The sequence below is a fragment of the Nonomuraea mangrovi genome (assembly GCF_042681425.1).
Classification (GTDB): Bacteria; Actinomycetota; Actinomycetes; order Streptosporangiales; family Streptosporangiaceae; genus Nonomuraea; species Nonomuraea mangrovi.
Genome location: NZ_JBHUFV010000081.1, coordinates 1 through 24,434 on the forward strand (window position 1 = coordinate 1; position 24,434 = coordinate 24,434).

Genomic DNA, 24,434 nt, shown 5'->3' on the forward strand with positions numbered 1-24,434 from the left:
GGACGTCTTCAGGGCGGCCGAGGAGCTCGGTATCGATCTGTCGCGGCGCGAGCCGAGCAGCGTCGAGGAGGTCTGAGCGCCTCACGGCTTCTGGGCGCATTGTGCGCTGTCGAGCCACGGCCACGATCGCCATCCGGGGCACCTCCGCCACGGAAAGGCCGTCCCGCCGGTCCGCGACCGGCCGGGACGGCGTGGCGACGTCCACCTGAAACTCGTACGACGCGTGGTCGACGTGGCGTACGAAGTGACTACGGAGAGACCTTGTCGAGCCAGTGGAGGATGCCCGCGACGTTGGACGGGGCGCCGCTGAGCAGTTCGAAATGCTCGGCTGTCTCGTCCTCCGCCTTCAGCGCCGTGTAACGCTCGCGGGTGCGGTCACGGACCATGGCGACCGCGTGGTCGAGGTCCATGCCCATCTCGTGGGCCTGCTTGGTGAGATCGACCCAGATGCGGAGCTCTTCGGCCGACCGCTCGAGGGTCTCCTGTACGGCGCCGACCGGACCGTAGTGACTGAACAGCAGCCTTTGCGGGCCCAGCGCCTGGAACAGGGCGATCGAGTCGAGCGCCGTCTGGAGGTCGAAGTCCGGCGGTGGCGTGGCGGGGCGCAGGTCGCCGGTCTGGGGAAGGTAGACGCCTGCGGCGTCGCCGACGTACAGGTCACCGGTGCCGGAGTCGATCAGGCCGACGTGGTGCTTGGCGTGGCCGGGGGAGTAGTGGCTGGCGAGGGTACGGCCGTTGCCCAGATCGATGGCGCCGGTGTCTCCGAGGGCGACGATGCGTTCGGCGTCGGTGGGGGACAACTCGCCGAACAGTGTGTCGAGCTGGTCGCCCCACACCATCCTGGCGCTCTTCATGAGCCTGGACGGATCGGCCAGATGGCGCGCGCCCTTCTCATGCACCACGATCTGCGCCTGAGGGAAGTACGCGGCCATGTCGCCCACGCCACCCGCATGGTCGAGGTGAATGTGCGTGACGACGACGGTGGCCAGGTCGTTCGGGCCGACGCCGAGCGATGCCAGGGCGTCGCGCACCACCGGGGCCGAGGTTGACGTGCCTGTCTCCACCAGGCATGGGCGATCGCCGAGGATGAGGTAGCCCGCCGTGATCCCGGCGTAGCCAGCCATCCGCGTGTCGATCTCATAGACGTCGCCGCCGAGCGCGGTGATGTTGTCCACAGGCACCCTCCCGAGCTGAACCACTGTCCCCAGAACGGCATTCTGTCCGCTCCGGTCTTCCCCACATCGTAAAGAGTGGTCCTCCCGACAAGCGCAGGCCCTGCGCGGCTCTACCGAGTGAGGAGAAGGATCACGTGGACCGCAACGAGGTGACGCTGGTGGGGCGGCTGTCCGCCAAACCGGAGGAGCGGCCGATGCCGAGCGGCGACACCCTCACCAAGTGGCGGATCATCGTCCGCCGCCGTCCTCGGGCACGGCGAGGAGGGCTCGTCGACACCATCCAGTGTGTGACCTTCGATCCGGAGGTGGCCGCTGCGGTGACGAGGATGGCGCCCCGGGAGGGGATGGAGGTGAGGGGGGCGTTGCGCTGCCGGATATATGGACCGCCGGTGGCCAAGAGCTGGCGGTACGAGGTCGAGGTGCACTCCGTCGTCCTGGTGCCGGCCGCTCTGCCTTCGGATCCGGAGTCCACCGCGGAGCAACTTCCGGTGTCGGAGACGCCTGAGGACCTCGCGAGCGCGCCACCTCGCCCGGTGACGTACCTGGCCGCCGTCGGTTGACTCCTTCTCCTCCTCAGCCGATCGGGTCGCCCGGTCCTGTTCGTGCCGGGTTCTCGGCCCATCTGTCTGTACGGCCGCGCATGCCCATGGCCGGCGCCGTCGACGCCCGCCGGTTTGGCGGTGATCAGGAATGCGCGGAAGGCGGGGCCATCCCCCCAGGGACGACGACCCCCGGTCGCCGCCTGGGGTCGCCGGCTAGGAACGGAAGGCGTCGGCGTGTTCGGCGGCCCATTCGGCGAAGGTGAGGGCGGGCCTGCCCAGGAGTCTGTCCACCATGTCCGTGGACGGCCCGGCCTGCTTCGCGAAGTCGGCCAGCGACCCGAGCAGGCGCTCCGGCACGTCCTCGGGCACGCCTTGCGCGAGCATGCTCTGCCGCACCTGTTCGGGGGAGACCTCCTGGAAGGTCAGCTCTCTGCCGATCGCCAAGCCGATGAGGCGCACCTTGTCGCGCTGGGTGAGCGACTGCGGCCCCGTGAGCAGGTAGTGGCGGCCCGCGTGGGCTGTGTCGGTGAGCGCCTTGACGGCCACGGCCGCGATGTCGCGCTCATGGATGGGAGAGGTGGCCGCGTCGCCGTACGCGCCTCGCACGATGCCCGTCGAGCGGATCTGCGGCGCCCAGCCCAGGGCGTTGGCGGCGAAGTCGCTGCAACGAAGGAAAGTCCATTGCAGTCCGGAAGCCTTGGCGGCGTCCTCAACCGCCTTGAAATGAGCCGCGAAACGTTCCTGTCCTGCGGGGTGCTCGACGGTCGTCGCCGACAGCACCACCACCCGCGTCACGCCGTGCTCGACGGCGAGTGACAGCAGTTCGGCACCGGCGTCCGCCACGGCGCGCGGACTGAGGAGGATGGCGTCGACGCCGTCCAACGACGTGGCGAGACTCTGGGGGGCGGAGGGGTCCGCGACCACCACGTGCGCTTCGAGCGGCAGGTCGGCGGCTGGTGCGTTGCGGGTGACAGCCGCCACCTGGTTGCCGTTGTCCAGCAGCAGTCTGATCGCGTGACGTCCTACGTTTCCCGTCGCTCCCGTAACCAAGATCATGGTTGGTCCTCTTCTCCTGCGCGGGTGTACTTCGCGTAGCCTGTCCTTTGCAGGCCATACAATACGAGGAACATATCATATGAATTCCATACGATCTGGCGCGGGGGGCGGCGAGGCGCGCCAACGGCGCCGGCTCAACACGGCGATCAGGGAGTCTCTGCGCGAGCTGAGCATCCAGCTGTCCCTGCTCAACCACCAGGTCGGCAGTCAGCTCGCTCTGAAGGACGTCGACATCGACTGCCTCGACCTGGTCAACCGGTACGGCCCGCTCAGCCCGAGCGCCCTCGCGCGGCAGGCCGGTCTGCACCCCGCCACGCTCACCGGCATCCTCGACCGGCTCGAACGCGGCGGCTGGATCGCCCGCGACCGTGACCAGTCGGATCGCAGGGCCGTGCAGGTACGGGCGCTGCGGGAACGGAACGCCGAGCTGGTGGGGCTCTACGCGGGGATGAACGCGTCGTTGGAGGAGATCTGCTCGGGGTACGGCGAGGCGGAGCTCGAGGTGGTGGCTGACTTCTTGAAGCGCACGGCCAACGCGGGCCGCGCTGCGGCGGAGGAACTGGCCGGAGACTGACGGCTTCCCGTGCGTGCCTGGCTGTCCGACGTGAGGGCGTTGGCGTTCGCACCCCGGTATTCGTCGTGAGGGGATGGAACCGGCGCCTCGAACGACCCCTACCAGGCACCAAGCACGGTGATGTCGGCCGGTGGAAGGCGCTTGTGGAGCGGCCCTGCCCTCGTGAGGCGGTAGACGCTCTCGCGAGGGAGGGGCGGGGGATCAGACGAAGGTGCGGAGAACCAGGCCGGTGCGGGGCTTGGGACCGAAGGAGGTGGACTTGCGGGGAACGCGCTCGCCCCCGGCGGCCACCGCGAGCACGGCTTCGACGGCCAGCGGCTTGAGGATGACAGCGGTGCCGCCGGAGAGGGCGGCCTGCCGTACCGCGGCCTGGGCGTCGTGGTGGACGATGCGGACGGCCTGCTCGTCGTCCTGCATGCCCCACACCCTCGGGAGGACGAACTCCGTCAGGACGGAGGTGTTGAGGGCGTTCCAGCGGTCGGAGCGGTCGGTGGGCATGGCGCGGGCGAGTTGCAGCGGGTCGGGGTCGCTGAGCAGGTGGCTGGCACCGCTGTCGCCGGCGAGCAGGAAGGCGGGCTCGGTGGTGGAGTCGAGGGCGGCGAGGCCCTCGGCGAGGGTGGTGAAGTCGCGGATCCGCCAGGAGCCCCTGGCCCGGGTGACGGCCTCGTCCAGGGGCAGGGAGGGGATGACGCGGTGGATCGCCTTCAGGTCGGGCGGGTAGGCGGTCGAGTCGACCAGGAGGGCCAGGCCGAAGTCCCACGGGCCGTCCGTGCGGCCGGCGGCGTGTTCCTGACGCTGCAGGACGCGGTAGGTGGCGTAGCGGTGGTGGCCGTCGGCGATCAACGCCTGCCTGTCGCGCAGGTCGGCGTTGATGAGGCCGATCTCCTCCGTGGCGGTGACGGCCCACAGGCGGTGCCGTACGCCGTCGTCGGTCTTCGCCTCGACGAGCGGCGAGCGGGTGGAGGCGACGGTGTCGACGAGGTGGCTCGCCGGTCCGCCGCCGTCGTAGAGCAGGAAGATGGGCTCCAGGTTGGCCTGGGTGGTGCTCATGAGGGCCAGGCGGTCGGCGACGGGGCCCGGCATGACGTTCTCATGCGGCAGGATGACGTGCTGCTCGGGGGCGGTCAGGCCGATGTCCCCGATGAGACCGCGCTGCATGACACCAGGACCGGCCTGCTCGTAGACGTAGATCGCGGGGGCGGGGTCGCGGGTGAGGACGCCGGTGTCGAGCCAGGTGCGCAGGGTGTCTCTGGCCTGTCCGTATCGGGCGTTGGGCGCCACGCCGTCCAGCGGGCGGCCAGGGGGGTGCGGAGCCGCCGGCTGGGCGGAGGCGCCGGGGCCGGGGACGGCTTGGGCCGTGGAAGCACCCGGGTGCGCGGACGCGCCGTGCGCCGGAGAGCGTGAACCGTCGGCCGGGGCTTCGGAGGCGTCGAGAGAGCGCGCGCCGACGGCCGGGCGCGCGGAGGCGTCGAGCGGGGGCGGCGGATCGGGTGGGCCAGAGTCCTTCGGTTGCGTAGGCGTGCGGGGAAGGATGAGACGGACGACGTTGTTGGGGTGAGCGTCCAGCAATGACTGCACGTCGCCGTCGGAGATCAGGTCATAAGGCGGAGAGGTCACCTTCGCCGGATCGTCGACAGCGAAACGGACGCCACGGAAGGGGCGCAGCACCAGCCCATCAGGCACCGGCAGTTCAGGACTCGCCATACCGGGCATGCTCCCATAAAGGCCTGAATCACCAAGGGACTGCTCCAACGGCGCAGCGGTGCCCGGTTCATCAGGGAATCGGTCGGATCTGTCGTCTGTCGATTGAGGAGGCCTCACACATGACCCAAGGGAAAAACGACCCCGAAGATTCCCCATCCCCTGGTCAGGGGGCTCCCGTAGGGGATGTGTACGACTGGTACCAGCGCGGAGTCGGCCTGTTGAAGGACGGCAGTCCCGCGGCCGCGGCGGCGTTGCTCGAGCGGGCGGCCGAGGCGGAGCCCGAGTCGCGCAGCATCCGGGAGGCGCTGGCGAGAGCGCAGTTCAACTCGAGGCAGTACGCGGAGGCGGCGGACACCTTCAGGTGGATCGTCGATGCCAACCCGGCCGAGGACTACGCGTATTTCGGGCTGGGACTGGCGTTGTGGCGGACGGGGGACATGGAGGCGGCTCAGGAGCCGCTGGCCATCGCGGTGGCCATGCGGCCCGATGAGCGTCATTACGTATCGGCGTTGAAGAGCGTGCGCGCCACGCTGCGCGCCCGGCGAGAGGCCTGACCGAACAGCACGGGAAACAGCCAGGCGCCTGACGAGACGGCCGGGCGCGGAGGAAACAGCCAAGCGCCTCGCCGCGCAGTCGGGCGCTGACGAAGCGGCCGGGCGACCAAACGGCCGGGCGCTGACGAGACGATCCGATCCCTACGAAGCGAGCAAACGGTCGGGCGCTGACGAGACGATCCGATCCCTACGAACCAGTCGAATCCCGACGACCTAGCGGGCGGCGTTGGCGTTGATGGCGTCGCGGAGGTAGTGCGCGAGCCCCTTCGCCGCCTGGTCGAGGGAGGCGGTGAACCGGGCGTCGGTGACGTACAGCTCACCGAGCCCTCGGTGGATCTCGCTAGTGCAGTCGTAGAACCAGCGGGTGATGTGCCGGCGGTGCTCCTCGGCCAGGTCCATGGCCTCCTTGCTGGAGGCCGGGACCTGCGCGGCCATCAACGCGGCCAGCCCGCGGGAGATCTCGCCCGACTCGGCGAGGCACCGCCGCCACTCGTCCTTGCCGTAGGAGGACGTCCTGCGTTGCGACTCGGTCCACGCGGGCGTTCCGCCCCAGTTCGCGGCGGCCTCTTCGGCGTGCCCGTCGACGTCGAAGCCGCCGAACAGCTCGGCCTTGTCCGCTGGCGTCAGCGCCATGGGAGCTCACATCCTTCACTCGTGGGTAGGTGCAGCCGAGACGCTAAAGTCTCACGCGGCGTGAGAGTCAAACCGGGAGAAGAGGCGCGGTGCTGATCGACGGATACGACACGTTGCTGCTGGATCTCGACGGCGTCGTCTACCTGGGTAAGCGGGCCGTTCCTCACGCCCCGCAGGCCCTGGCGAAGGCGGCGGAGCGGGCGAGGCTGGCGTACGTGACGAACAACGCATCGAGAACGCCGGCCGCGATCGCCGACCATCTCATCCATCTCGGTGTCCCCGCAACGGCGGAGGACGTGGTCACCTCGGCGCAGGCGGCGGCCCGGCTGATCGCCGAACGCGTGGAACCCGGCGCGTCCGTGCTGGTCGTGGGGGGCATGGGGCTGCGGATGGCGGTGAGGGACCGGGGGCTGCGCCCGGTGAGCGTGGCCGCGGACGATCCCGTGGCGGTGGTGCAGGGCATCGCGCCCGATCTGTCCTACGCCCTGCTGTCGGAGGGCGCGCTGGCCGTACGGCGGGGCGCGTGGTTCGTGGCCGCCAACGCAGACGCCACCATGCCCACGGCACACGGGGAGCTGCCCGGAAACGGCGCCATGGTGCGGGTGATCGCCGCCGCGACCGGCGTCGAGCCCGTCTACGCGGGCAAGCCCGCACCGCCGCTGCACCGCGAGTCGATGATCCGCACCGGCGCCGAGCGGCCGCTGGTGGTGGGCGACCGGCTCGACACCGACATCGAGGGCGCGACGAACGCGGGCGTCGACAGCCTGCTCGTGCTCACCGGGGTCGCCACGCCACGGGAGGTGCTGACCGCCGCTCCCGAGCAGCGGCCGACGTATCTGGCGGAGGACCTGTCGGCGCTCCACCGGCCCTATCCGTCCGAGCGGCAGGGTTGGCAGGCCTGGTGGTCGGAGGGCAGGCTGCACCTCGAGGGCGACGGCGAGTGGATCGAGGGGCTCAGGACGGCCTGCGAGGCGGCGTGGGTGGCGGCGGGTGAGGGCCGGCTCGACGAGGACCGGCTCAAGCCTGCCCTCGACACCCTGCGCGTCTGATTCCGGACGCGGCACGTCTCGCGGGGACACGTCGGGCGTGCCTGATGGACGGGTGAACGCGGTGGCCTCGCGTGCCTGCCGTACGGACGGTCAGAGCAGGCGGCGCAGCCGCAGCAGGTCGCCGAAACTCGCGTCGATCTTGACGCGGCCGCCCAGCAGCGCGCGCGCCAGGTCGAGCTCGCCCTCGACCAGCGCGATGAGGTCGTCGCTCATGATGGTCAGCTTGACGTCGGCTGGCCTGCCGCTCGCGGGTGGTTCGTCATGGAACGGGTCGAGGCCGTCGTGATGGATGCGGCCGTAGAACATGACGTCGAGGTCAGAGATGCGGCAGCTGAGCGTCCGTTCGACCACGTGCTTGGCCCTGGACTCGTCGTCGATCTCGTCGAACTGCTCGACGAGCTTGCCGAGCGCCGCCCTGCACTCCTCGAGGGTAGCCATGCTGGTCGTCCTCTCCGTTCTCGCCCGTTTCTACGGACGGTAGCGTTCCACATGAGGAGCCCGTGAAGTCCGGCACGCCAGAAAACCCGCTCCCACACTGCCTAACGCGCCAGGGGGTCCGCATAGTGTCGGCGGCGTCCGATACCGTCGAGAACATGAGTGAGCTGCCGGTGGAGACCGGTGACGAGCGGGTCGACGCGGTCGTGGGAGGCCTGGCCGCGACGGGCGACCTGCCTGTGCGCGATCATGTGGCGGTGTTCGAGGAGGCGTTCTCGGCTCTGGAGGAGACGCTCGCCTCCGTGGACGACCAGTGAGCCGTCGCGTCAGGCTCGACAGCGAGCTTGTACGGCGCGGCCTGGCCAGATCGCGCGAGCAGGCGGCCCAGCTCATCACCGACGGCAGGGTCAGCGTCGGCGGTCAGGTGGCGGGAAAGCCCGCGACGCAGGTCGACACCGCCTCGGCGATCGTCGTGGCCGAGTCGTCCGGCGGCCCCGACTACGTCTCGCGTGGCGCCCACAAGCTGCTCGGCGCGCTCGAAGCCTTCCCAGGGCTGCGGGTGGCGGGCCGGCGGGCGCTCGACGCCGGCGCCTCGACGGGCGGGTTCACCGACGTCCTGCTGCGCCACGACGTGGGCCACGTGCTGGCCGTCGACGTCGGCTACGGCCAGCTCGCCTGGTCGTTGCGCACCGACGAGCGCGTCACAGTGATGGAGCGGGTCAACGTCCGAGACCTGACGCCCGAGATGGTCGGGGAGGCGCCCTCGCTCATCGTGGGCGACCTGTCGTTCATCTCGCTGCGCCTGGTGCTGCCCGCCCTCGCCGACGTGGCGGCGGCCGAGGCCGACTTCGTGATGCTGGTCAAACCGCAGTTCGAGGTGGGCAAGGAGCGTGTCGGCGCCGGCGGTGTGGTGCGCGACCCCGAGCTGCGGGCCGGAGCCGTGCGCGATGCCGCGGCCAAGGCCATGGAGCTGGGGCTGACCGTGCGCGGCGTGACCGCGAGCCCGCTGCCCGGGCCTTCGGGCAACGTCGAGTACCTGTTGTGGCTGGGCAAGGGCGAGGGAGAGCCCGCGGTCGAGAATCTCGAGGCCGCGATCGGACGGGCAGTGTCGGAGGGGCCGCAATGAAGCGCACGGTGCTGGTCACCGCCCACACAGGGCGTGAGGCCGCTATCGAGAGCGCCCGCCTGGTGGTCGACAGGCTGCTCGAGGCAGGTCTGGCGGTCAGGGTGCTCGAGTCGGAGGCCGAGGACATCGGCCGTGACGGCGTCGAGGTGATGCCGTCCGACCCCACCGCCGCCAAGGACGCCGAGATGATGATCGTCCTCGGCGGTGACGGCTCGCTGCTGCGCTCGGCGGAGATCGCCAGGCCCGCGGGCACGCCGCTGTTCGGCGTCAACCTCGGCCACGTGGGCTTCCTCGCCGAGGCCGAGGTCGACGACCTGGCCGCGGCCGTCGACTCGGTGGTGCAGGGCCGCTACGACGTCGAGGAGCGCATGACGCTCGAGGTCACCGCCCGGCAGAACGGTCAGATCATCGCCGACACCTGGGCGCTCAACGAGGCGACCGTCGAAAAGCGCGACCGCATGCTGGAGGTCGTCGTCGAGATCGACGGCCGTCCGCTGTCGCGATGGGGCTGCGACGGGGTGATCTGCGCGACGCCGACCGGTTCGACCGCCTACGCCTTCTCCGCGGGAGGCCCGGTGGTCTGGCCCGAGGTGGAGGCGCTGCTGCTGGTGCCGATCAGCGCGCACGCCCTGTTCGCCAAACCGCTGGTGGTCTCGCCGCGTGCCACGCTCGCCGTGGAGATCCTGCCGAACACGCCGGGCGGGGTGCTGTGGTGCGACGGCCGCCGCCGCTTCGATCTTCCCTCCAGCACGAGGGTCGAGGTTCGCAGGTCCACCCATCCGGTACGGCTGGTCCGCCTGCACGGCCTGGAGGAGACCGGCGCGCCCTTCACCGACAGGCTGGTCGCCAAGTTCGAATTGCCTGTACAGGGCTGGCGCGGAAGGGTGCGTCCCTGAGTCAATAGGGGCGGGAGCGCGTAGGATCGCATGCGCACAGGTGTTCGGCAATGTCGATGGAACGGGAGTGACCAGTGCGACCAAGGGTCGAGGAGGTCCGCATCCAGGGGCTCGGCGTCATCGACGAGGCCGTCCTCGAGCTCTCGCCGGGCTTCAACGTCGTCACGGGCGAGACGGGTGCCGGCAAGACGATGGTCGTGACCGGGCTCGGGCTGCTGTTCGGTGGCAGGGCCGACCCGTCGAGGGTGCGTCCCGGCGCCGACAAGGCCACGGTGGAGGGCACGCTCGTCGTCGAGGCGGACGGCAGGGTCGCCCAGCAGGTCGAGGACGTCGGCGGCGAGGTCGAGGAGGGCGAGCTGATCATCTCTCGCACCGTCTCGGCGGAGGGGCGGTCCAGGGCGTGGCTCGGCGGCCGCACGGTCCCCGTCGGCACGCTCACCTACCTGGCCGACGACCTGGTGGCCGTCCACGGGCAGATGGATCAGCAGCGGCTGCTCCAGCCCGGCAGGCAGCGCGCCGCCCTCGACCGCTACGCGGGCGACGACCTGGTCAAGCCGCTGCGCGCCTACTCCCAGTCCTACAAGCGCCACAAGCAGGTCGCCGCGCTGCTGGAGGAGTTGACCACCAAGGCGAGGGAGCGCGCCCAGGAGGCCGACCTGCTGCGCTTCGGCCTGGAGGAGATCGAGAAGGTCGATCCCAAACAGGGCGAGGACGTCGAGTTGCGCGCGGAGGAGGAGCGGCTGTCCCATGCCGACGCGCTGCGCGGCGCCGCGACCACCGCGCACACCGCGCTGCTCGGCGATCCGATGGACCCCTCGGGCGGCGCCCGCGACGTCGTCTCCCTGCTGGGCGAGGCGCGTTCGGCCGTCGAGGCCGTGCGCGACTTCGACCCGCAGCTGGCCAGCGTGGCCGACCGGCTGGCGGAGGCCGGCTACCTGATCTCCGATGTGGCGACCGACCTGGCGGCCTACGCCGAGTCGATCGAGGCCGACCCCGCCAGGCTGGCCGTGGTGCAGGAGCGTCGCGCCGCGCTGGGCGCGCTGATCAGGAAGTACGCCGAGGACAGCGCGGGCGTGCTGGCGTGGGCGCAGAACTCGGCCGCCCGCCTGACCGAGCTCGAAGGCGACGACGACCGCATCGAGGAGCTCACCCGTGAGCAGGAGGAGCTGGCCAAGCGGCTGAACGAGCTGGCCGCCGAGCTCACCAGGGTCAGGACCGCCGCCGCCGAGCGGTTCGGCGCCGCGGTCACCGAGGAGCTGACCGCGCTGGCGATGCCCCACGCCAGGGTCGTGGTGCAGCTCACGCAGAGCGAGGAGTTCGGCCCCGAGGGCGTCGACGAGGTCGAGCTGCGCATGGCCGCCCATCCCGCCGCGCCGCCGCTGCCGCTCAACAAGGGCGCCTCCGGCGGTGAGCTGAGCCGCGTCATGCTGGCCATCGAGGTGGTCTTCGCCGGCGCCGACCCTGTCCCGACGTTCGTGTTCGACGAGGTCGACGCGGGGGTCGGCGGCAAGGCCGCGGTCGAGATCGGCCGCCGTCTTGCCAGGCTGGCCCGCACGGCCCAGGTGATTGTCGTCACCCACCTGCCCCAGGTGGCCGCCTTCGCCGACCAGCATCTGGTGGTGGAGAAGGCCGGCGACGGCAGTGTGGTGCGCAGCGGTGTGGTCACGCTCGACCACGACGGCAGGGTCCGCGAACTGTCGCGGATGCTGGCCGGATTGGAAGATTCCGAACTGGGCAGAGCACACGCCGAAGAACTCCTGGGAATGGCCGCGGCTGATCGGTGATCCTCCGTGACAAATCTGACACGCCGTGCAGTCCACGACCACCCCGCCCGTTCGCTCTGGCAGGATGGTCTTGATGAAGGTTCCGGCGAACAAGATTCCGGGCCTCCGCGGGAAGAAGGTCAATGACCTTCCTGGTGTCACGGCAGTGGCGAGAATCGACCGCAGGACGAAGAGACTGACAAAGCGTCTCAAGTCCGGTGAAATCGCGATTATCGATCACGTCGATGTTGACCGGGTGAGCGCGGAGGCGCTGGTCGCGTGTGGCGCGGCGGCTGTGGTCGACGTGGCTGCCGGTATCAGCGGCCGCTATCCCAACCTGGGTCCCCAGATCATCGTGGAGTCCGGTGTCCCCTTCGTGGACAACGCCACGCCCGAGCTGTTCGAACGGGTCAGGGACGGCGACATCGTCAGGATCCACGACGGCGTCGTCTACCTCGAGGACGAGGTCGTCGGCAAGGGCGAGGTGCAGAGGTCCGAGACGATCGAGGCCGCCATGGCGGAGGCGAGAGCAGGGCTTTCGGTGCAGATCGAGGCCTTCGCCGTCAACACCATGGAATACGTCAGAGGCGAGGGCAAGCTCCTCATCGACGGCGTCGGCGTGCCGGACATCCGCACGGTCATGGAGGACAGGCACGTCCTCATCGTGGTGCGCGGCTACCACTACAAGGAGGACATCGCCACGCTCCGGCCGTACATCAGGGAGTACCGGCCGGTGCTGGTCGGCGTCGACGGCGGCGCGGACGCGCTGCTGGAGGCGGGCTACCTGCCCGACCTGATCGTCGGCGACTTCGACTCCGTCTCCACCAAGGCGCTGACCTGCGGTGCCGAGCTGGTCGTGCACGCCTACCGCGACGGCCGGGCGCCGGGGCTCGAGCGGGTCCATCAGCTGGGCCGCGACGCGGTGATCTTCCCCGCCACCGGCACGAGCGAGGACATCGCGATGCTGCTGGCCGACGACAAGGGCGCCGAGCTGATCGTCGCGGTCGGCACGCACGCGACACTGGTCGAGTTCCTCGACAAGGGACGTTCGGGCATGGCCAGCACCTTCCTGACCAGGCTCAGGGTCGGCGGTAAGCTGATCGACGCCAAGGGCGTCAGCCGCCTCTATCGCAGCCGCATCTCCACCCCCCAGCTGATCCTGCTCGTGGTCACCGCGATGATCACCATGGGTGTGGCGATCTTCATGTCGCCCATCGGGCAGACCTGGCTGATCAGCGTGCAAGACGCCTGGAACTCCTTCATCTTCTGGTTGGTCGGACTCTTCTCGTGATCGATTTCCGCTATCACCTCGTCTCCATCGTCGCGATCTTCCTGGCGCTGGCCGTCGGCATCGTGATGGGCACCACCCTGCTGTCCAGCCCTGCGATCGAGTCCGCGCTGCAGACCGCGCAGGACCTGCGCAAGTCCAACAACGACTACCGCGAACAGCTGGGCGCGCTGCAGGCGAGGGAGACAGGCAACGACTCCTTCGTCACCGCCGAGATGCCTGCCGTCATCAGGGGGCAGCTCACCGGCGAGAGGGTGGTGCTGGTGGCGGCGCCGGGCAGCTCGGGCACGCTGCGCGAGCAGGCCGAACAGGTGCTGGTCGAGGCGGGCGCCACGATCAGCGGCCAGGTCACGCTGACCGAGAAGTACGTCGAGCCGAGCCAGGCCAACTTCATCGACCAGCTGACCAGCGGGCTCACCAGCCTCACCTCGCCCGGCACCGACCCCTACAAGAACGCGGCCTCGCTGCTGGCCGCGTCCCTCGTCACCGCCGACGACACCCAGGCCGGCACCGAGAACACCGCCACGGTCGGCGTGCTCGACGGCTTCGAGAAGGCCGGGCTGCTCACCGTCGACGGCACGCCGGCCAAGCGGGCCACGCTCGCGCTCGTCTTCGCCCCCGAGACGCTCTTCACGGGCGAGAAGGCGCAGGAGCAGGCGGGCGCGCTGGTCTCGCTGGCCGCCGGGCTCGACGCCGGAGCGCAGGGCGCCGTGGTGACCGGCACCATCGCCTCGACCCAGCCCGGCGGGCTCATCGCCGCCCTGCGCGACACCAGCGACGCCGCGGCCAAGGTCTCCTCCGTCGACACCCTCGACATGCCCGCGGGCCGTGCCGTCATCGTCTTCGCGGCGCGCGAGCAGCTCAGCGGGCGCTCGGGGCAGTACGGCATCGGCGCCGACGCGGCCGAATTCCAGCCGGCCTCGTCCGCGGCCACTCCTTCCCCATCCACCTCAGGGAGCTGACATGGCTCGTGCTCTGCTCGGTGCCCTCGCGGGCGTCGCCCTCGGCGTCGTCGCGGCCAGGGCCGCCTACGCCGCCCTCACCGCCAAGGCCGCGTCCAAGGAGTGGGAGCGCAACAACCACAGGGGCGAGACGCTCACCCTTCTCGAGGGGCCCGCGTTCGTGGCGGGCGCGAGCGGCGCCCTCGCCCTCACTCCAGGGCTGCCTCCCAAGGTACGGCTGGCGGCCGTGCTCGCCGGTGCGGGCAGCGGAGCGCTCGGCGCCTACGACGACCTGTTCGGCGGGACGTCGTCCAAGGGCTTCAAGGGTCACCTGTCGGCCCTGGCCAAGGGCCAGGTGACCAGCGGCGCCATCAAGATCCTCGGCATCGGCGGCACCGGGCTCGCCGCCGCCACCCTCGTCTCGCGCGGCGCTGTCGACACGCTCGTCAACGGCGCGACGATCGCGGGCAGCGCCAACCTGGCCAACCTGTTCGACCTGCGACCGGGGCGCGCCATCAAGGTGGGCCTCCTGGCGGGCGGGCCGCTCCTGGCGCTCTCGGTGCTCAGGCGCGACCCGGTGACCGCCGCGCTGGTGGCCGTGCCCCTCGGCGCGGGCGCCGCACTGCTGCCAGAGGATCTCGGCGAGAAGGCGATGCTCGGCGACGCGGGCGCCAACGCGCTCGGCGCTCTCCTCGGCCTGGCCGCGGTGACCACGCTCGGCAGGCGGGGACGGCTCACGCTGCTCGGCACCGTCGCCGCGCTGACCGCCGCCTCGGAGAAGGTCAGCTTCACCAAGGTCATCGCGGGCAACCGGGTGCTCAACACGATCGACATGCTCGGCCGCCGCCCGGCCTGACGCTGTCGGTGCGCTCTGCCATGATGGCCCCTTGAGATCGACGCGGAGGGGGGAGACGGTGGCTCGGGGCGTGGCGGGGGCTGCCCTGCTCATCGGCGCGATCACGATCCTCGCGAGGATCACGGGTTTCGCCAAGCAGTACGTGTTCGCCCAGACGGTCGGCCACACGAACAACTGCCTGGGCACCGCCTACATGACCGCCAACCAGATCCCCAACATCGTCTTCGAGATCGTGGTGGGCGGCGCGCTCGCCGGAATGGTCGTGCCCGTCGTGGCCGGAGCGGCGGGCCGCCTCAACGTCGGCAGGATCACCTCGGCGCTGCTCAGCTGGGTGCTGGTCGTCCTCGTCCCGCTGGGCGTCCTGACCGCCCTGCTCGCCGGACCGATCATCGGGCTGTTCCCCGTGGACGAGTGCGGGCCCGCGTTCGTCGACATCGCCACCCGCATGCTGGTGGTCTTCGCCCCGCAGATCCCCCTGTACGGCCTCGCCGTCGTCCTCTACGGCGTGCTGCAGTCCCACGGGCGTTTCGCCGGGCCCGCCCTCGCGCCGCTGGTGTCCAGCATCGTGGTCATCGTGGCCTACCTGCTGTTCGTGCCGCTCAGCGAAGGCCGTACCGCCCTCGACGAGATCCCCTCCGCCGCCGAACTGGCCCTGTCGGTCGGTACCAGCCTCGGCGTGCTGTCGCTGGTCCTCACCGTGATCGGGCCGGCCCTCGGGCTGGGGCTCCGGCTCAGGCCGACGCTGCGCTTCCCCGACGGCGTGGCCGTCAAGGTGCGCAGGCTCGCGCTGGCGGGGGTGGCGGCGTTGATCGCCCAGCAGGCCACGATGATCGTGGTGATGCTGCTGTCCAACAACTGGATCGGCGAGCCCGCGCTCCTCGTCTACAACTACGCGTGGGCGATCTACCTGGTGCCCTATGCGGTGCTCGCCGTGCCCCTCGCGACCAGTGCCTTCCCCGGCTTGTCCGCTCACGCGGCCGACGGGTCGTGGGAGGACTTCGCCGGCCTCGCCGCGCGCACGACGCGGGCGGTGGTGCTGATCTCCGGGCTGGCCGCGGGGGCGCTCGCCGCGGCGGCGGGGCCTGGATCGATCGTCTTCCTCGGCGCGGCGACCCGCGTGCCGCCGATCGAGATGGCGCGCACGGTGGCGCTCTTCGCGCCAGGCCTGATCGGCTACGGGCTGATCGCGCAGCTGAGCAGGGTCCTCTACGCGGAGGGCAGGGGCAGGGCGGCGGCGACCGGCACGGTCGTGGGCTGGCTGGTGGCGATGGCCGCGCAGACAGTGCTCGTGCTCACGCTGCCCGACGGGTGGAAGGTGGGCGGACTCGCGCTCGGCATGACGGTCGGCATGACAGCAGGCGGAGCGTGGCTGCTGGTAGAAGTGATGCGCGGTCCTGCGCGGCGCGCGGCGGTCCCTGAGGAGGGCCGGGCGCGTGCCGCGGTCACGCAGGCGCCTGCTCGCGCGGGCGAGCCCGCAGGCGGGGTCGCCCGCGCGCTGCTCGCCGCCGTCGTCGGGGGCGGGCTCGGGTTCCTGGCGGGCTCGGGGGTCGTGGCGCTGCTGCCCGTGACCGGTCTGCCCGCCCAGGCGGGGGTCGCCGTCCTGGCCGGGATCGTCGCACTGGGCGCCGGCGCTCTCGCGATCGCCGTGCTCGACAGGCCGGACGCAGTGGCGCTGGCGGCCATGGTGGCGCGACGCCGTCGCGCCGGTTCCAGGACGGGTGGTGAGTGATGCGGGTGGCCTTCGTGCTCGGCACGACCTCGGGCGGCACGGGCAGGCACGTCGGGATGCTCGCCGAAGGGCTGCTGCGGCGCGGACACCAGGTCCTGGTCGTCGGCCCGGCCGGCGTGGAGGAGCAGTTCGGCTTTCGCGCCATGGGGGCGGCCTTCGCGGCCGTGCCCGTCTCCGACCGGCCGCAGCCGATCAACGACGCCAAGGCGGTGCTGCGGATCAGGCGCCACCTGCGAGGGGCGGACGTGGCGCACGCCCACGGGCTGCGGGCGGGGGCGCTGGCGGCGCTGGCGGGAGCAAGGACGCCGCTGGTCGTGACGCTCCACAACGCGCTCACCGCGGGCGGGCTGATCGGCGCGGTCTACGGGACGCTCGAACGGATCGTGGCCAGGAGAGCCGATCGGGTGCTGGTCGTCTCGCCCGACCTCGGTGACAGGATGCGGGCACTGGGGGCTCGCGAAGTGGCGCCCGCGGTGGTGCCGGCGCCGCCCCTGCGCGCGGCGATCAGGTCCGAGGCGGCGGTGCGGGAGGAACTGGGGGCGGGGGAGCGGCCCCTGGTGCTGACCATCGCCAGGCTGGCCCAGCAGAAGGGTCTGGAAACCCTTCTCGACGTCGCCGCCACCTTTCCCTCGACAGGACACGCGGGCACCCCGGCGACCGAGACCTCGGGCGCACGCTCGACGGCTCCGGACCCCGGCGGGCAAGAGGCGAGCCGCGGCGTACCCGCGGGAGTCGCGGCTTCCGGTGGTCATGAGGGAGCTTCACGGTCTGGAGATCTCGGGGCGGGGCGGCCGCTGTTCGTCGTCGCGGGGGAGGGGCCGCTCAGGCAGGAGTTGCAGGCCAGGATCGAGGCGGAGAAGCTGCCCGTCCTCCTGCTCGGCAACAGGGACGACATCCCCGACCTGCTCGCCGCCGCCACTCTCGTGCTGTGGCCGAGCCGCTGGGAGGGCCAGCCGCTCAGCCTGAGCGAGGCGCTCATGGCGGGAAAGCCCGTCCTCGCCACCGACGTGGGCGGCATCCCCGCGCTGACAGGCGGGGCGGGGGTGCTGGTGCCGTACGGGGATGTGAGGGCGACACGCGCGGCCGTGCGCGAGCTGATCGACGATCCCGGCGCGCGGTCGCGGCTGGCGGAGGCCGCCAGGGCAAGAGGAGCGCGGCTTCCCCGCGCCGACGACGCGGTCGAGGCGGCGCTGACCGCCTACCAGGAACGATCACGCCCGGCGAAGGGATGATTAGGCGGCGCTAAGTCGTTCTCCTATACTGCTTTGGTTAGGGAGGGGAGTATCCCTTCGCGACAGCCTCGTCATCACGGTTCGCCCCGCGCCACGGGGCTCCCGGGGCTGCCGGTCCGGCTCGGTGAGTGGGCGGGAGAGACCTCCGGTCGTCTGTCATGCGCACCGGAGGGTTGGAACCACTGTGGGTGTACCTGTTTGGGCTTGGATCGCCGTCATCGCGGGACTGCTACTCGTCATCGCCGTAGACCTGTGGATCGTCGACAGGGGCGAGGCGCGGGAGTTCTCCATGAAGCAGGCAGGCTTCTGGGTCTCCTTCTACGTCATCCTTGCGATGCTCTTCGGGGTGATTCTCTGGGTCACCAGTGGAGGTGAAACGGCGGGGCAGTTCTTCGCCGGCTACATCACCGAGTACAGCCTGAGCGTCGACAACCTGTTCATCTTCTTCATCATCATGGGGCGCTTCGCCGTTCCCAAGGTCTACCAGCACAGGGTCCTTCTCGTCGGCATCCTGATGGCGCTGGTGATGCGCGGCATCTTCATCGCGCTCGGCGCGGCGGCGCTGCAGCGCTTCAGCTGGCTCTTCTACGTCTTCGGCGCCTTCCTCATCTACACGGCGATCAACCTGATCCGCCAGCACGGTCACGACGACGACGAGTTCAAGGAGAACGCCCTGCTGCGGTGGGTGCGCAGGGCCTTCCCGACCACGCCCGACTACGTCGGCCACAAGGTGACCGTCAAGATCGACGGCAAGCGCATGGTCACCCCGATGCTGATCGTCATGGTGGCCATCGGCACCACTGATCTGCTGTTCGCGCTCGACTCGATCCCCGCCATCTTCGGCCTCACCCAGGACCCCTTCATCGTCTTCACCGCCAACGCGTTCGCCCTGATGGGCCTGCGTCAGCTGTACTTCCTCCTCGGCGGGCTGCTGCAGCGCCTGGTCTACATCAGCTACGGCCTGGCGTTCATCCTTGGCTTCATCGGGGTTAAGCTGATTCTCGAGGCCCTGCACGCCAGCGAGGTCTCGTGGGCGCCGGAAGTGCCCATCTGGGTGTCCCTGACCGTGATCGGCATCACGATGGTCGTCACCACCGTGGCCAGCCTGCTCAAGTCCCGCAGCGATGCTCGGAAGGGGAAGGAAATTCCCACCTCCGCGAGCGCGAACGAAGGCTAGCGCGACGGTGGTCCAGGCGCTTTGCTTCGTGTAACAGTTGCGAATTATGTAACATCTCGACAAAGCGCCCGTCCGTAGTCACCATCAAAGGTTGTCAGTGTCAGACGATTCCGCAAGCCGCCAGCAGGGCCGCCGTGTACGGCTGGCCCGTGGCGTCTCTCCGTGGCTCTTCCCGACCGTGGCCGCCGCGGCGGCCACGACGTTCCTCAGCCGCCGTGACCGGCGCTGGGGCTTCGCGGCCGTGCCGCTGACCGCGCTCACCGGCGCCATGCTCTGGTTCTTCCGCGACCCCGACCGCGAGCCGGGAGAGGGCACGATCCTCTCGCCGGCCGACGGCGTCGTGCAGAGCATCGACCCGTGGCCGGACGGCCGCACCCGGGTGGCGATCTTCATGAGCCCCCTGAACGTGCACGTCAACCGGGCACCCCTTGCGGGAACTGTCACCTCCGTGCAGCATGTGGCGGGTGGGTTCCTGCCGGCTTTCAACAAGGACAGCGACCAGAACGAGCGCGTGGTGTGGCATTTCGAGACCGCGCTCGGCGACATCGAGATGGTGCAGATCGCGGGCGCTGTGGCGCGCAGGATCGTGCCGTACATGACCTCCGGCGTCAAAGTCTCGCAGACCGAGCGCATCGGGCTCATCAGGTTCGGTTCGCGGGTGGACATCTACCTTCCCGAAGGGATCTCGCCCGCGGTGAGCGTCGGCGAGAAGACGGTGGCGGGGGTGACTCGAATTGACCGCGGCTGAGGCTGGAGGCTGGCAGGCCGAGGAGGAGGAGCCGCGCGGTCCTGTGGGCAAGGCCTTCAGGCTGTCGGCGGCAGACTCTCTGTCCCTGGGCAACGCCCTGTGCGGCTTCCTGGCCGTCTGCGTGCTCGCCTCGTCGGCGATCCAGGCGCTGAAGGCGGGCGCCGGGTTCGTACCCGACCCGCGCTACTTCGCCACCGCCGTGGTGCTGCTGCTGATCGGCGCCACGTGCGACCTGTTCGACGGCCTGGTGGCGCGGCGCTTCCGTGCCTCCGCGATGGGCGCCGAGCTCGACAACCTGGCCGACGTGATCAGCTTCGGCTTCGCGCCCGCCTTCATGGTGGTGATCTGGGGCGGCTTCACCGGCAAACTCCCGCTCACGGCCGTGATCGTCGCGGCGGCGTCCGTGCTGATCGCCGGATGCGTACGGCTGGCCCGCTTCGCCTGCGTCAAGACCAAGAGCGGCGACTTCATGGGCCTGCCCATCCCGATGGGCGCGATGACGGTCGTCTCGATCGTGCTGCTGTTCCAGCCCAACTGGTTCTCGCTGGCGGCGGTGCTCGGCGTCGCGTGGCTGATGGTCAGCCGCATCGAGTACCCCAAGCCCAAGGGGCAGCTCGCGGCCGTGGTGCTCGCCTGGATCATGATCAACGTGGCCTGCCTCACCGCGTGGGCCGCCTGGCCGCAGGGCGGCGACACGCTCATCCAGGTCGGCGCCACCATGCAGATCACGCTGGTCGCCGCGATCCCGCTGAGGGTGCTGTTCTTCAAGCGCGAGCAGCGCAAGGAGCGCAAGGACGCCGCCCGCGTGGGCGACTGATCGAGGCTTTCCCCTCCTGCGGGTGGGCTCGCCCGGGTTTCAATGGAACCATGCGCGAGCACACCCGCACCTATTTTCTCGGCCGGTTGGCCAGGGAGTTGGAGCTTCGCGGCCTGGCGACGAGCCTGCGCGCCGAACCGCCTTCGCTGCGGGTCGGCGGCGAGCAGGGCTCAGGCCTGCTGACGGAGACCGTCGACTGCGTCGCGCTGGCCGACGGCTGGTTCTACCGGTGGTCGTGGGGTGAGGTGCTGGCCAGCACCGCCGATCCCGCGGCCGCGGCCGAGAAGGTGGTCCGCATCCTGTCCGCGAGGGAGGGCCCGTGACCGGCCCGGGATGAGCCCGGTACGGTGGGTGCCCGCCGTACCGGCGGGTTCTCACCAGCCGCGGGCCTTCCATTCCGGCAGAGAGGGACGCTCGGCGCCGAGCGTGGTGTCCTTGCCGTGGCCCGGATACACCCATGTCTCGTCGGGCAGCCGGTCGAAGACCCGCTCCACGACGTCGGAGTAGAGCTGCTCGAACCGTTCGGCGTCCTTCCACGTGTTGCCGACGCCGCCGGGGAACAGCGAGTCGCCGGTGAACAGGTGCCGCTCGCCCTCGCCGCCGTCGTACAGCAGGGCGATCGAGCCGGGCGTGTGGCCCCGCAGGTGGATCACTTCGAGCGTGACATCGCCCACGGAGACGTGGTCGCCGTGTTCCACGAGCCGGTCCACGGTGACGGGCAGCGCGCCCGCGTCGAGCGGGTGGGCGAGCGTCGTCGCGCCCGTCACCTTGACCACCTGCTCCAGGGCCTGCCAGTGGTCGCCGTGCTGGTGCGTGGTGACGACGGTGCTGATCGGCTGGTCCGACGTCAGCGCCAGGATCCTGTCGGCGTCGGCGGCCGCGTCGATGAGCAGCCCTTCGCCGGTCTCGGCACAGCGCAACAGGTAGGCGTTGTTGTCGAACGGGCCCACGGCGAGCTTGGAGATGGTCAGCTTGGGCAGCTCCCGGACGTCGGCGGGGCCGCCGACCTGGACATCGCCTGTGTAGGTCATGGGCTCTCCTCTGGATAGGTGTCAGGAGGCGCCGAGGGGAGGTCCGCCGGAGAGGGCATGGTCAGCCACGGCGGCGGTGGAGGTACCTCCTCACGTGTGGCGCCCGGCTCCTCTCGCACCACCCTAATCCCCTGTCCAGCCGACCGGCCGGTCAGCCAGGCGAGCACCTCACGGGCCTCTCCTCGCACCACCGGTCCCTTCCCCAGGTCGCTCCACTCATCCACGGGCTCGGTGAAGACGATGCCGCCCACCGTGCTCTCGCCGTACGGCCAGCAGGTCAGGGTGTCGTGCAACTCCCTGCGCACGAACGCGGCGGGCCAGTCGGCGGGCGTGTATCCCGCGCCCAGGTCCACATGGTGGAGCTCCAGCTCCCGCAGCCGCCGCACCAGGACGTACCAGGCGGGATGCGGCGGCGGACGCAGCGCGGCGACACGGGCCGACCAGGCGGCCTCGGGCAGCGACTCGACGGCGGCGGCAAGCCGCGCGGCGCTGTCGACCAGGTCGGCGCGCTGCTCGGCGGCCGGACGCGCGGCTCCCGCCTCGATGTCGGCCGCCCGCCGGCCCGGGTCGGGATACTGCGGCGTCTCGACCCCTGTCCTGGCCCAGGTCAGCAGGTTGCCGAGGCCGTCGGCGTTGCGGGCGACATGGGTGATGACGTGGCCCCTGCTCCAGCCGGGCAGCAGGGACGGCGCCGCGATGTCGGCGTCGTCGAGCTCGGCCGCCGTGGCGATGAAGCGGTCCGTCGCGGCGGCGAGCTCGGCGCGCAGCGTGGGGAGAACGGTCATGCGGGCATAATGCCGCAGTTCACGTGGTTGAACCTCCAAGGACCGGTACCGGCCGGGAAGAAAGCCGTACTCTGGTGAGGGAAGTTTCCGGCGGGGCGCCAGCGGACCCCCGAAATTGTCGGACCCTCCCTCTACCATCCCCCGTGGACCTATCAACACCTTCGACGTCGGGATCACCGTGGCAGACCGTTTGATCGTGCGTGGCGCACGAGAACACAACCTCAAGGACGTCTCGCTCGACCTTCCGCGAGACTCCCTGATCGTCTTCACCGGGCTCTCCGGCTCGGGCAAGTCGAGCCTGGCTTTCGACACGATCTTCGCCGAGGGTCAGCGCCGCTACGTCGAGTCCCTGTCGTCCTACGCCCGCCAGTTCCTCGGCCAGATGGACAAGCCCGACGTCGACTTCATCGAGGGCCTTTCTCCCGCGGTCTCCATCGACCAGAAGTCGACCAGCCGCAACCCCCGCTCGACGGTCGGCACGATCACCGAGGTCTACGACTACCTGCGACTGCTGTGGGCGCGCATCGGAAAGCCCCACTGCCCGGCCTGCGAGCGCCCCATCGCCAGGCAGACGCCGCAGCAGATCGTCGACAGGGTGATGGAGCTGGAGGAGGGCACCCGCTTCCAGGTGCTCGCCCCTGTCATCAGGGGCCGCAAGGGCGAGTACGCCGAGCTGTTCCGCGAGCTGCAGACCAAGGGCTTCGCCAGGGCGAGGGTCGACGGCACGGTGATCCGTCTCGAAGAGCCGCCGACGCTGAAGAAGTACGAGAAGCACGACATCGAGGTCATCGTGGACCGGCTGTCGGTGAAGGAGTCCTCGCGCAGGCGGCTCACCGACTCGGTGGAGACCGCGCTGCAGCTGTCCGGCGGCACGATCACGCTGGAGTTCGTCGACCTGCCCGAGACCGACCCCGGCCGTGAGCGCTTCTACTCCGAGCACCTCTACTGCCCCTACGACGACCTGTCGTTCGAGGAGCTGGAGCCGCGTTCGTTCTCCTTCAACTCGCCGTTCGGGGCCTGCCCCGAGTGCACGGGCCTCGGCACCAAGATGGAGGTCGACCCCGACCTCGTCGTACCAGACCCGGAGAAGACGCTCGGCGACGGCGCGCTCAACCCGTGGGCGGGCGGCCACACCAGCGAATACTTCATCCGCCTCATCGAGGCGCTCGGCCTGGCCATGGGCTTCAACCTCGACACCCCGTGGGAGCGGCTGCCGAAGAAGGCGCAGAAGTCGCTGCTGTACGGCCACGACGAGCAGGTCCACGTCCGCTACAGCAACAGGTACGGCAGGCAGCGCGCCTACTACACCACCTACGAGGGTGTGATCCCCTGGGTGCAGCGTAGGCACGCCGAGGCCGAAAGCGACTCCTCGCGCGAGCGCTTCGAGGGCTACATGCGCGAGATCCCGTGCCCGGCCTGCCAGGGGGCAAGGCTCAAGCCGGTCTCGCTGGCCGTCACCGTCGCCGACAAGTCCATCGCCGAGGTGTCGGGCATGTCCATCGGCGAGTGCGCCAAGTTCCTCGCCGCGCTGAAGCTGTCCGAGCGCGACATGCAGATCGCCGAACGGGTGGTCAAGGAGATCAACGCCCGGATGGGCTTCCTGCTCGACGTCGGGCTCGACTACCTCACCATGGACCGTGCCGCCGGCACGCTCGCCGGCGGCGAGGCCCAGCGCATCCGCCTGGCCACGCAGATCGGCTCGGGCCTGGTCGGCGTGCTCTACGTCCTCGACGAGCCGTCCATCGGCCTGCACCAGCGCGACAACATGCGGCTGCTCGACACGCTGATCAGGCTGCGCGACATGGGCAACACGCTGATCGTCGTCGAGCACGACGAGGACACCATCGCCGCCGCCGACTGGGTGGTCGACATCGGTCCCGGCGCGGGCGAGCACGGCGGTCAGGTCGTCGTCTCGGGCACCGTGCAGGACCTCCTCGCCAGCGAGGAGTCGATGACGGGCGCCTACCTGTCGGGCCGCAGGTCGATCGCCGTGCCGGCCAAGCGCCGCAAGCGGGACAGGAAGCGGCAGATCACGGTGAAGGGCGCGCGCGAGCACAACCTGAAGGGCGTCGACATCGACTTCCCCCTCGGCGTGTTCACCGCCGTCACCGGAGTGTCGGGTTCCGGCAAGTCGACGCTGGTCAACGACATTCTCTACAACGCCCTGGCCAAGGAGCTCAACGGTGCCCGCACGGTGCCGGGCCGCCATTCCAGGGTCAACGGCATGGACCAGGTCGACAAGGTCGTCCACGTCGACCAGTCGCCGATCGGCCGTACCCCGCGCTCCAACCTGGCGACCTACACCGGCCTGTTCGACGTCGTC

At 70.3% G+C, this 24,434-nt stretch carries 25 protein-coding genes; 18 read left to right on the forward strand and 7 right to left on the reverse strand.

What is annotated here, in order from left to right; translation table 11 throughout:
• Nucleotides 1-248: 248 nt before the first annotated feature.
• Entirely contained in the window at nucleotides 249-1,175 is a 927-nt protein-coding gene (locus ACFSKW_RS48420; RefSeq protein ID WP_379581486.1) for an MBL fold metallo-hydrolase, read from the reverse strand.
• A gap of 134 nt (nucleotides 1,176-1,309) precedes the next feature.
• Here ACFSKW_RS48420 and ACFSKW_RS48425 point away from each other — a divergent pair, with 134 nt between their 5' ends.
• Nucleotides 1,310-1,735, forward strand: coding sequence for a single-stranded DNA-binding protein (locus ACFSKW_RS48425; RefSeq protein ID WP_379581488.1), 426 nt, complete (start codon nucleotides 1,310-1,312; stop codon nucleotides 1,733-1,735).
• Nucleotides 1,736-1,930: 195 nt separating this feature from the next.
• On the opposite strand, the gene ACFSKW_RS48430 is transcribed toward ACFSKW_RS48425, so the two are convergent.
• Nucleotides 1,931-2,773, reverse strand: a complete 843-nt coding sequence (locus ACFSKW_RS48430) for an NAD(P)H-binding protein (protein ID WP_379581490.1) — start codon at nucleotides 2,771-2,773, stop codon at nucleotides 1,931-1,933.
• Nucleotides 2,774-2,852: 79 nt separating this feature from the next.
• Here ACFSKW_RS48430 and ACFSKW_RS48435 point away from each other — a divergent pair, with 79 nt between their 5' ends.
• Complete coding sequence (locus ACFSKW_RS48435; RefSeq protein ID WP_379581492.1) at nucleotides 2,853-3,347, forward strand: MarR family transcriptional regulator; 495 nt, start codon at nucleotides 2,853-2,855, stop codon at nucleotides 3,345-3,347.
• A 201-nt stretch (nucleotides 3,348-3,548) separates the two neighbouring features.
• Here the strand turns inward: ACFSKW_RS48435 and ACFSKW_RS48440 are convergent, their stop codons facing one another.
• The gene (locus tag ACFSKW_RS48440) at nucleotides 3,549-5,051 is read right to left on the reverse strand and encodes a DUF1015 family protein (protein ID WP_417629466.1); all 1,503 of its coding nucleotides are present in this window, start codon (nucleotides 5,049-5,051) and stop codon (nucleotides 3,549-3,551) included.
• 119 nt (nucleotides 5,052-5,170) lie between these two features.
• Between ACFSKW_RS48440 and ACFSKW_RS48445 the strand changes: the two genes are divergently transcribed.
• Nucleotides 5,171-5,605, forward strand: coding sequence for a tetratricopeptide repeat protein (locus ACFSKW_RS48445; RefSeq protein ID WP_379581496.1), 435 nt, complete (start codon nucleotides 5,171-5,173; stop codon nucleotides 5,603-5,605).
• Nucleotides 5,606-5,818: 213 nt separating this feature from the next.
• Here the strand turns inward: ACFSKW_RS48445 and ACFSKW_RS48450 are convergent, their stop codons facing one another.
• Nucleotides 5,819-6,238, reverse strand: coding sequence for a TipAS antibiotic-recognition domain-containing protein (locus tag ACFSKW_RS48450; protein WP_379581498.1), 420 nt, complete (start codon nucleotides 6,236-6,238; stop codon nucleotides 5,819-5,821).
• An 89-nt stretch (nucleotides 6,239-6,327) separates the two neighbouring features.
• Here ACFSKW_RS48450 and ACFSKW_RS48455 point away from each other — a divergent pair, with 89 nt between their 5' ends.
• Nucleotides 6,328-7,287 (forward strand): HAD-IIA family hydrolase, encoded by a 960-nt coding sequence (locus tag ACFSKW_RS48455; protein WP_379581500.1) that lies wholly within the window; start codon nucleotides 6,328-6,330, stop codon nucleotides 7,285-7,287.
• Nucleotides 7,288-7,377: 90 nt separating this feature from the next.
• Here ACFSKW_RS48455 and ACFSKW_RS48460 read toward each other — a convergent pair whose 3' ends face one another.
• Complete coding sequence (locus ACFSKW_RS48460; RefSeq protein ID WP_379581501.1) at nucleotides 7,378-7,725, reverse strand: SCP2 sterol-binding domain-containing protein; 348 nt, start codon at nucleotides 7,723-7,725, stop codon at nucleotides 7,378-7,380.
• A gap of 155 nt (nucleotides 7,726-7,880) precedes the next feature.
• Between ACFSKW_RS48460 and ACFSKW_RS48465 the strand changes: the two genes are divergently transcribed.
• The 13 genes from ACFSKW_RS48465 to ACFSKW_RS48525 all read left to right on the forward strand — a co-directional run bounded on the left by ACFSKW_RS48465 (nucleotide 7,881) and on the right by ACFSKW_RS48525 (nucleotide 20,618).
• Nucleotides 7,881-8,039, forward strand: coding sequence for a hypothetical protein (locus ACFSKW_RS48465; RefSeq protein ID WP_379581503.1), 159 nt, complete (start codon nucleotides 7,881-7,883; stop codon nucleotides 8,037-8,039).
• Nucleotides 8,036-8,848, forward strand: coding sequence for a TlyA family RNA methyltransferase (locus tag ACFSKW_RS48470; protein ID WP_379581504.1), 813 nt, complete (start codon nucleotides 8,036-8,038; stop codon nucleotides 8,846-8,848). Before ACFSKW_RS48465 ends, ACFSKW_RS48470 begins: the two co-directional genes overlap by 4 nt.
• Nucleotides 8,845-9,744, forward strand: a complete 900-nt coding sequence (locus tag ACFSKW_RS48475; RefSeq protein WP_379581506.1) for an NAD kinase — start codon at nucleotides 8,845-8,847, stop codon at nucleotides 9,742-9,744. The genes ACFSKW_RS48470 and ACFSKW_RS48475 overlap by 4 nt, the downstream gene beginning before the upstream one ends.
• Nucleotides 9,745-9,818: 74 nt before the next feature.
• Nucleotides 9,819-11,528: a DNA repair protein RecN gene (recN, locus tag ACFSKW_RS48480; RefSeq protein WP_379581508.1), complete on the forward strand. Its 1,710-nt coding sequence runs from the start codon at nucleotides 9,819-9,821 to the stop codon at nucleotides 11,526-11,528.
• Between the two features lie 73 nt (nucleotides 11,529-11,601).
• Nucleotides 11,602-12,798, forward strand: coding sequence for a putative cytokinetic ring protein SteA (gene steA / locus ACFSKW_RS48485; protein ID WP_379581510.1), 1,197 nt, complete (start codon nucleotides 11,602-11,604; stop codon nucleotides 12,796-12,798).
• Nucleotides 12,795-13,757, forward strand: coding sequence for a copper transporter (locus tag ACFSKW_RS48490; RefSeq protein WP_379581512.1), 963 nt, complete (start codon nucleotides 12,795-12,797; stop codon nucleotides 13,755-13,757). Before steA ends, ACFSKW_RS48490 begins: the two co-directional genes overlap by 4 nt.
• Nucleotide 13,758: 1 nt before the next feature.
• On the forward strand, nucleotides 13,759-14,592 hold the full coding sequence (locus ACFSKW_RS48495) for a hypothetical protein (protein WP_379581514.1): 834 nt from the start codon (nucleotides 13,759-13,761) through the stop codon (nucleotides 14,590-14,592).
• A 31-nt stretch (nucleotides 14,593-14,623) separates the two neighbouring features.
• Nucleotides 14,624-16,321, forward strand: coding sequence for a murein biosynthesis integral membrane protein MurJ (gene murJ / locus ACFSKW_RS48500; protein ID WP_379581516.1), 1,698 nt, complete (start codon nucleotides 14,624-14,626; stop codon nucleotides 16,319-16,321).
• Nucleotides 16,321-17,553, forward strand: coding sequence for a glycosyltransferase family 4 protein (locus ACFSKW_RS48505; protein ID WP_379581518.1), 1,233 nt, complete (start codon nucleotides 16,321-16,323; stop codon nucleotides 17,551-17,553). Before murJ ends, ACFSKW_RS48505 begins: the two co-directional genes overlap by 1 nt.
• 184 nt (nucleotides 17,554-17,737) lie before the next feature.
• Entirely contained in the window at nucleotides 17,738-18,730 is a 993-nt protein-coding gene (locus tag ACFSKW_RS48510; protein ID WP_379581520.1) for a TerC family protein, read from the forward strand.
• A gap of 97 nt (nucleotides 18,731-18,827) precedes the next feature.
• Nucleotides 18,828-19,478: a phosphatidylserine decarboxylase gene (locus ACFSKW_RS48515; RefSeq protein ID WP_379581522.1), complete on the forward strand. Its 651-nt coding sequence runs from the start codon at nucleotides 18,828-18,830 to the stop codon at nucleotides 19,476-19,478.
• A complete protein-coding gene (gene pssA / locus ACFSKW_RS48520) occupies nucleotides 19,465-20,295 on the forward strand; it encodes a CDP-diacylglycerol--serine O-phosphatidyltransferase (RefSeq protein WP_379581524.1) in 831 nt (276 codons plus the stop codon). Before ACFSKW_RS48515 ends, pssA begins: the two co-directional genes overlap by 14 nt.
• 50 nt (nucleotides 20,296-20,345) lie before the next feature.
• On the forward strand, nucleotides 20,346-20,618 hold the full coding sequence (locus ACFSKW_RS48525) for a hypothetical protein (protein WP_379581526.1): 273 nt from the start codon (nucleotides 20,346-20,348) through the stop codon (nucleotides 20,616-20,618).
• Nucleotides 20,619-20,669: 51 nt separating this feature from the next.
• Here ACFSKW_RS48525 and ACFSKW_RS48530 read toward each other — a convergent pair whose 3' ends face one another.
• The gene (locus ACFSKW_RS48530) at nucleotides 20,670-21,326 is read right to left on the reverse strand and encodes an MBL fold metallo-hydrolase (protein ID WP_379581528.1); all 657 of its coding nucleotides are present in this window, start codon (nucleotides 21,324-21,326) and stop codon (nucleotides 20,670-20,672) included.
• Nucleotides 21,323-22,111 carry a maleylpyruvate isomerase family mycothiol-dependent enzyme gene (locus ACFSKW_RS48535; RefSeq protein ID WP_379581530.1) on the reverse strand — a complete coding sequence of 263 codons (789 nt, stop codon included), beginning with the start codon at nucleotides 22,109-22,111 and terminating at the stop codon, nucleotides 21,323-21,325. Before ACFSKW_RS48535 ends, ACFSKW_RS48530 begins: the two co-directional genes overlap by 4 nt.
• A gap of 178 nt (nucleotides 22,112-22,289) precedes the next feature.
• On the opposite strand from ACFSKW_RS48535, the gene uvrA reads away from it, so the two are divergent.
• Nucleotides 22,290-24,434 (forward strand): excinuclease ABC subunit UvrA (gene uvrA, locus ACFSKW_RS48540; protein ID WP_379581532.1); only part of this gene is annotated, 2,145 nt, incomplete at its 3' end.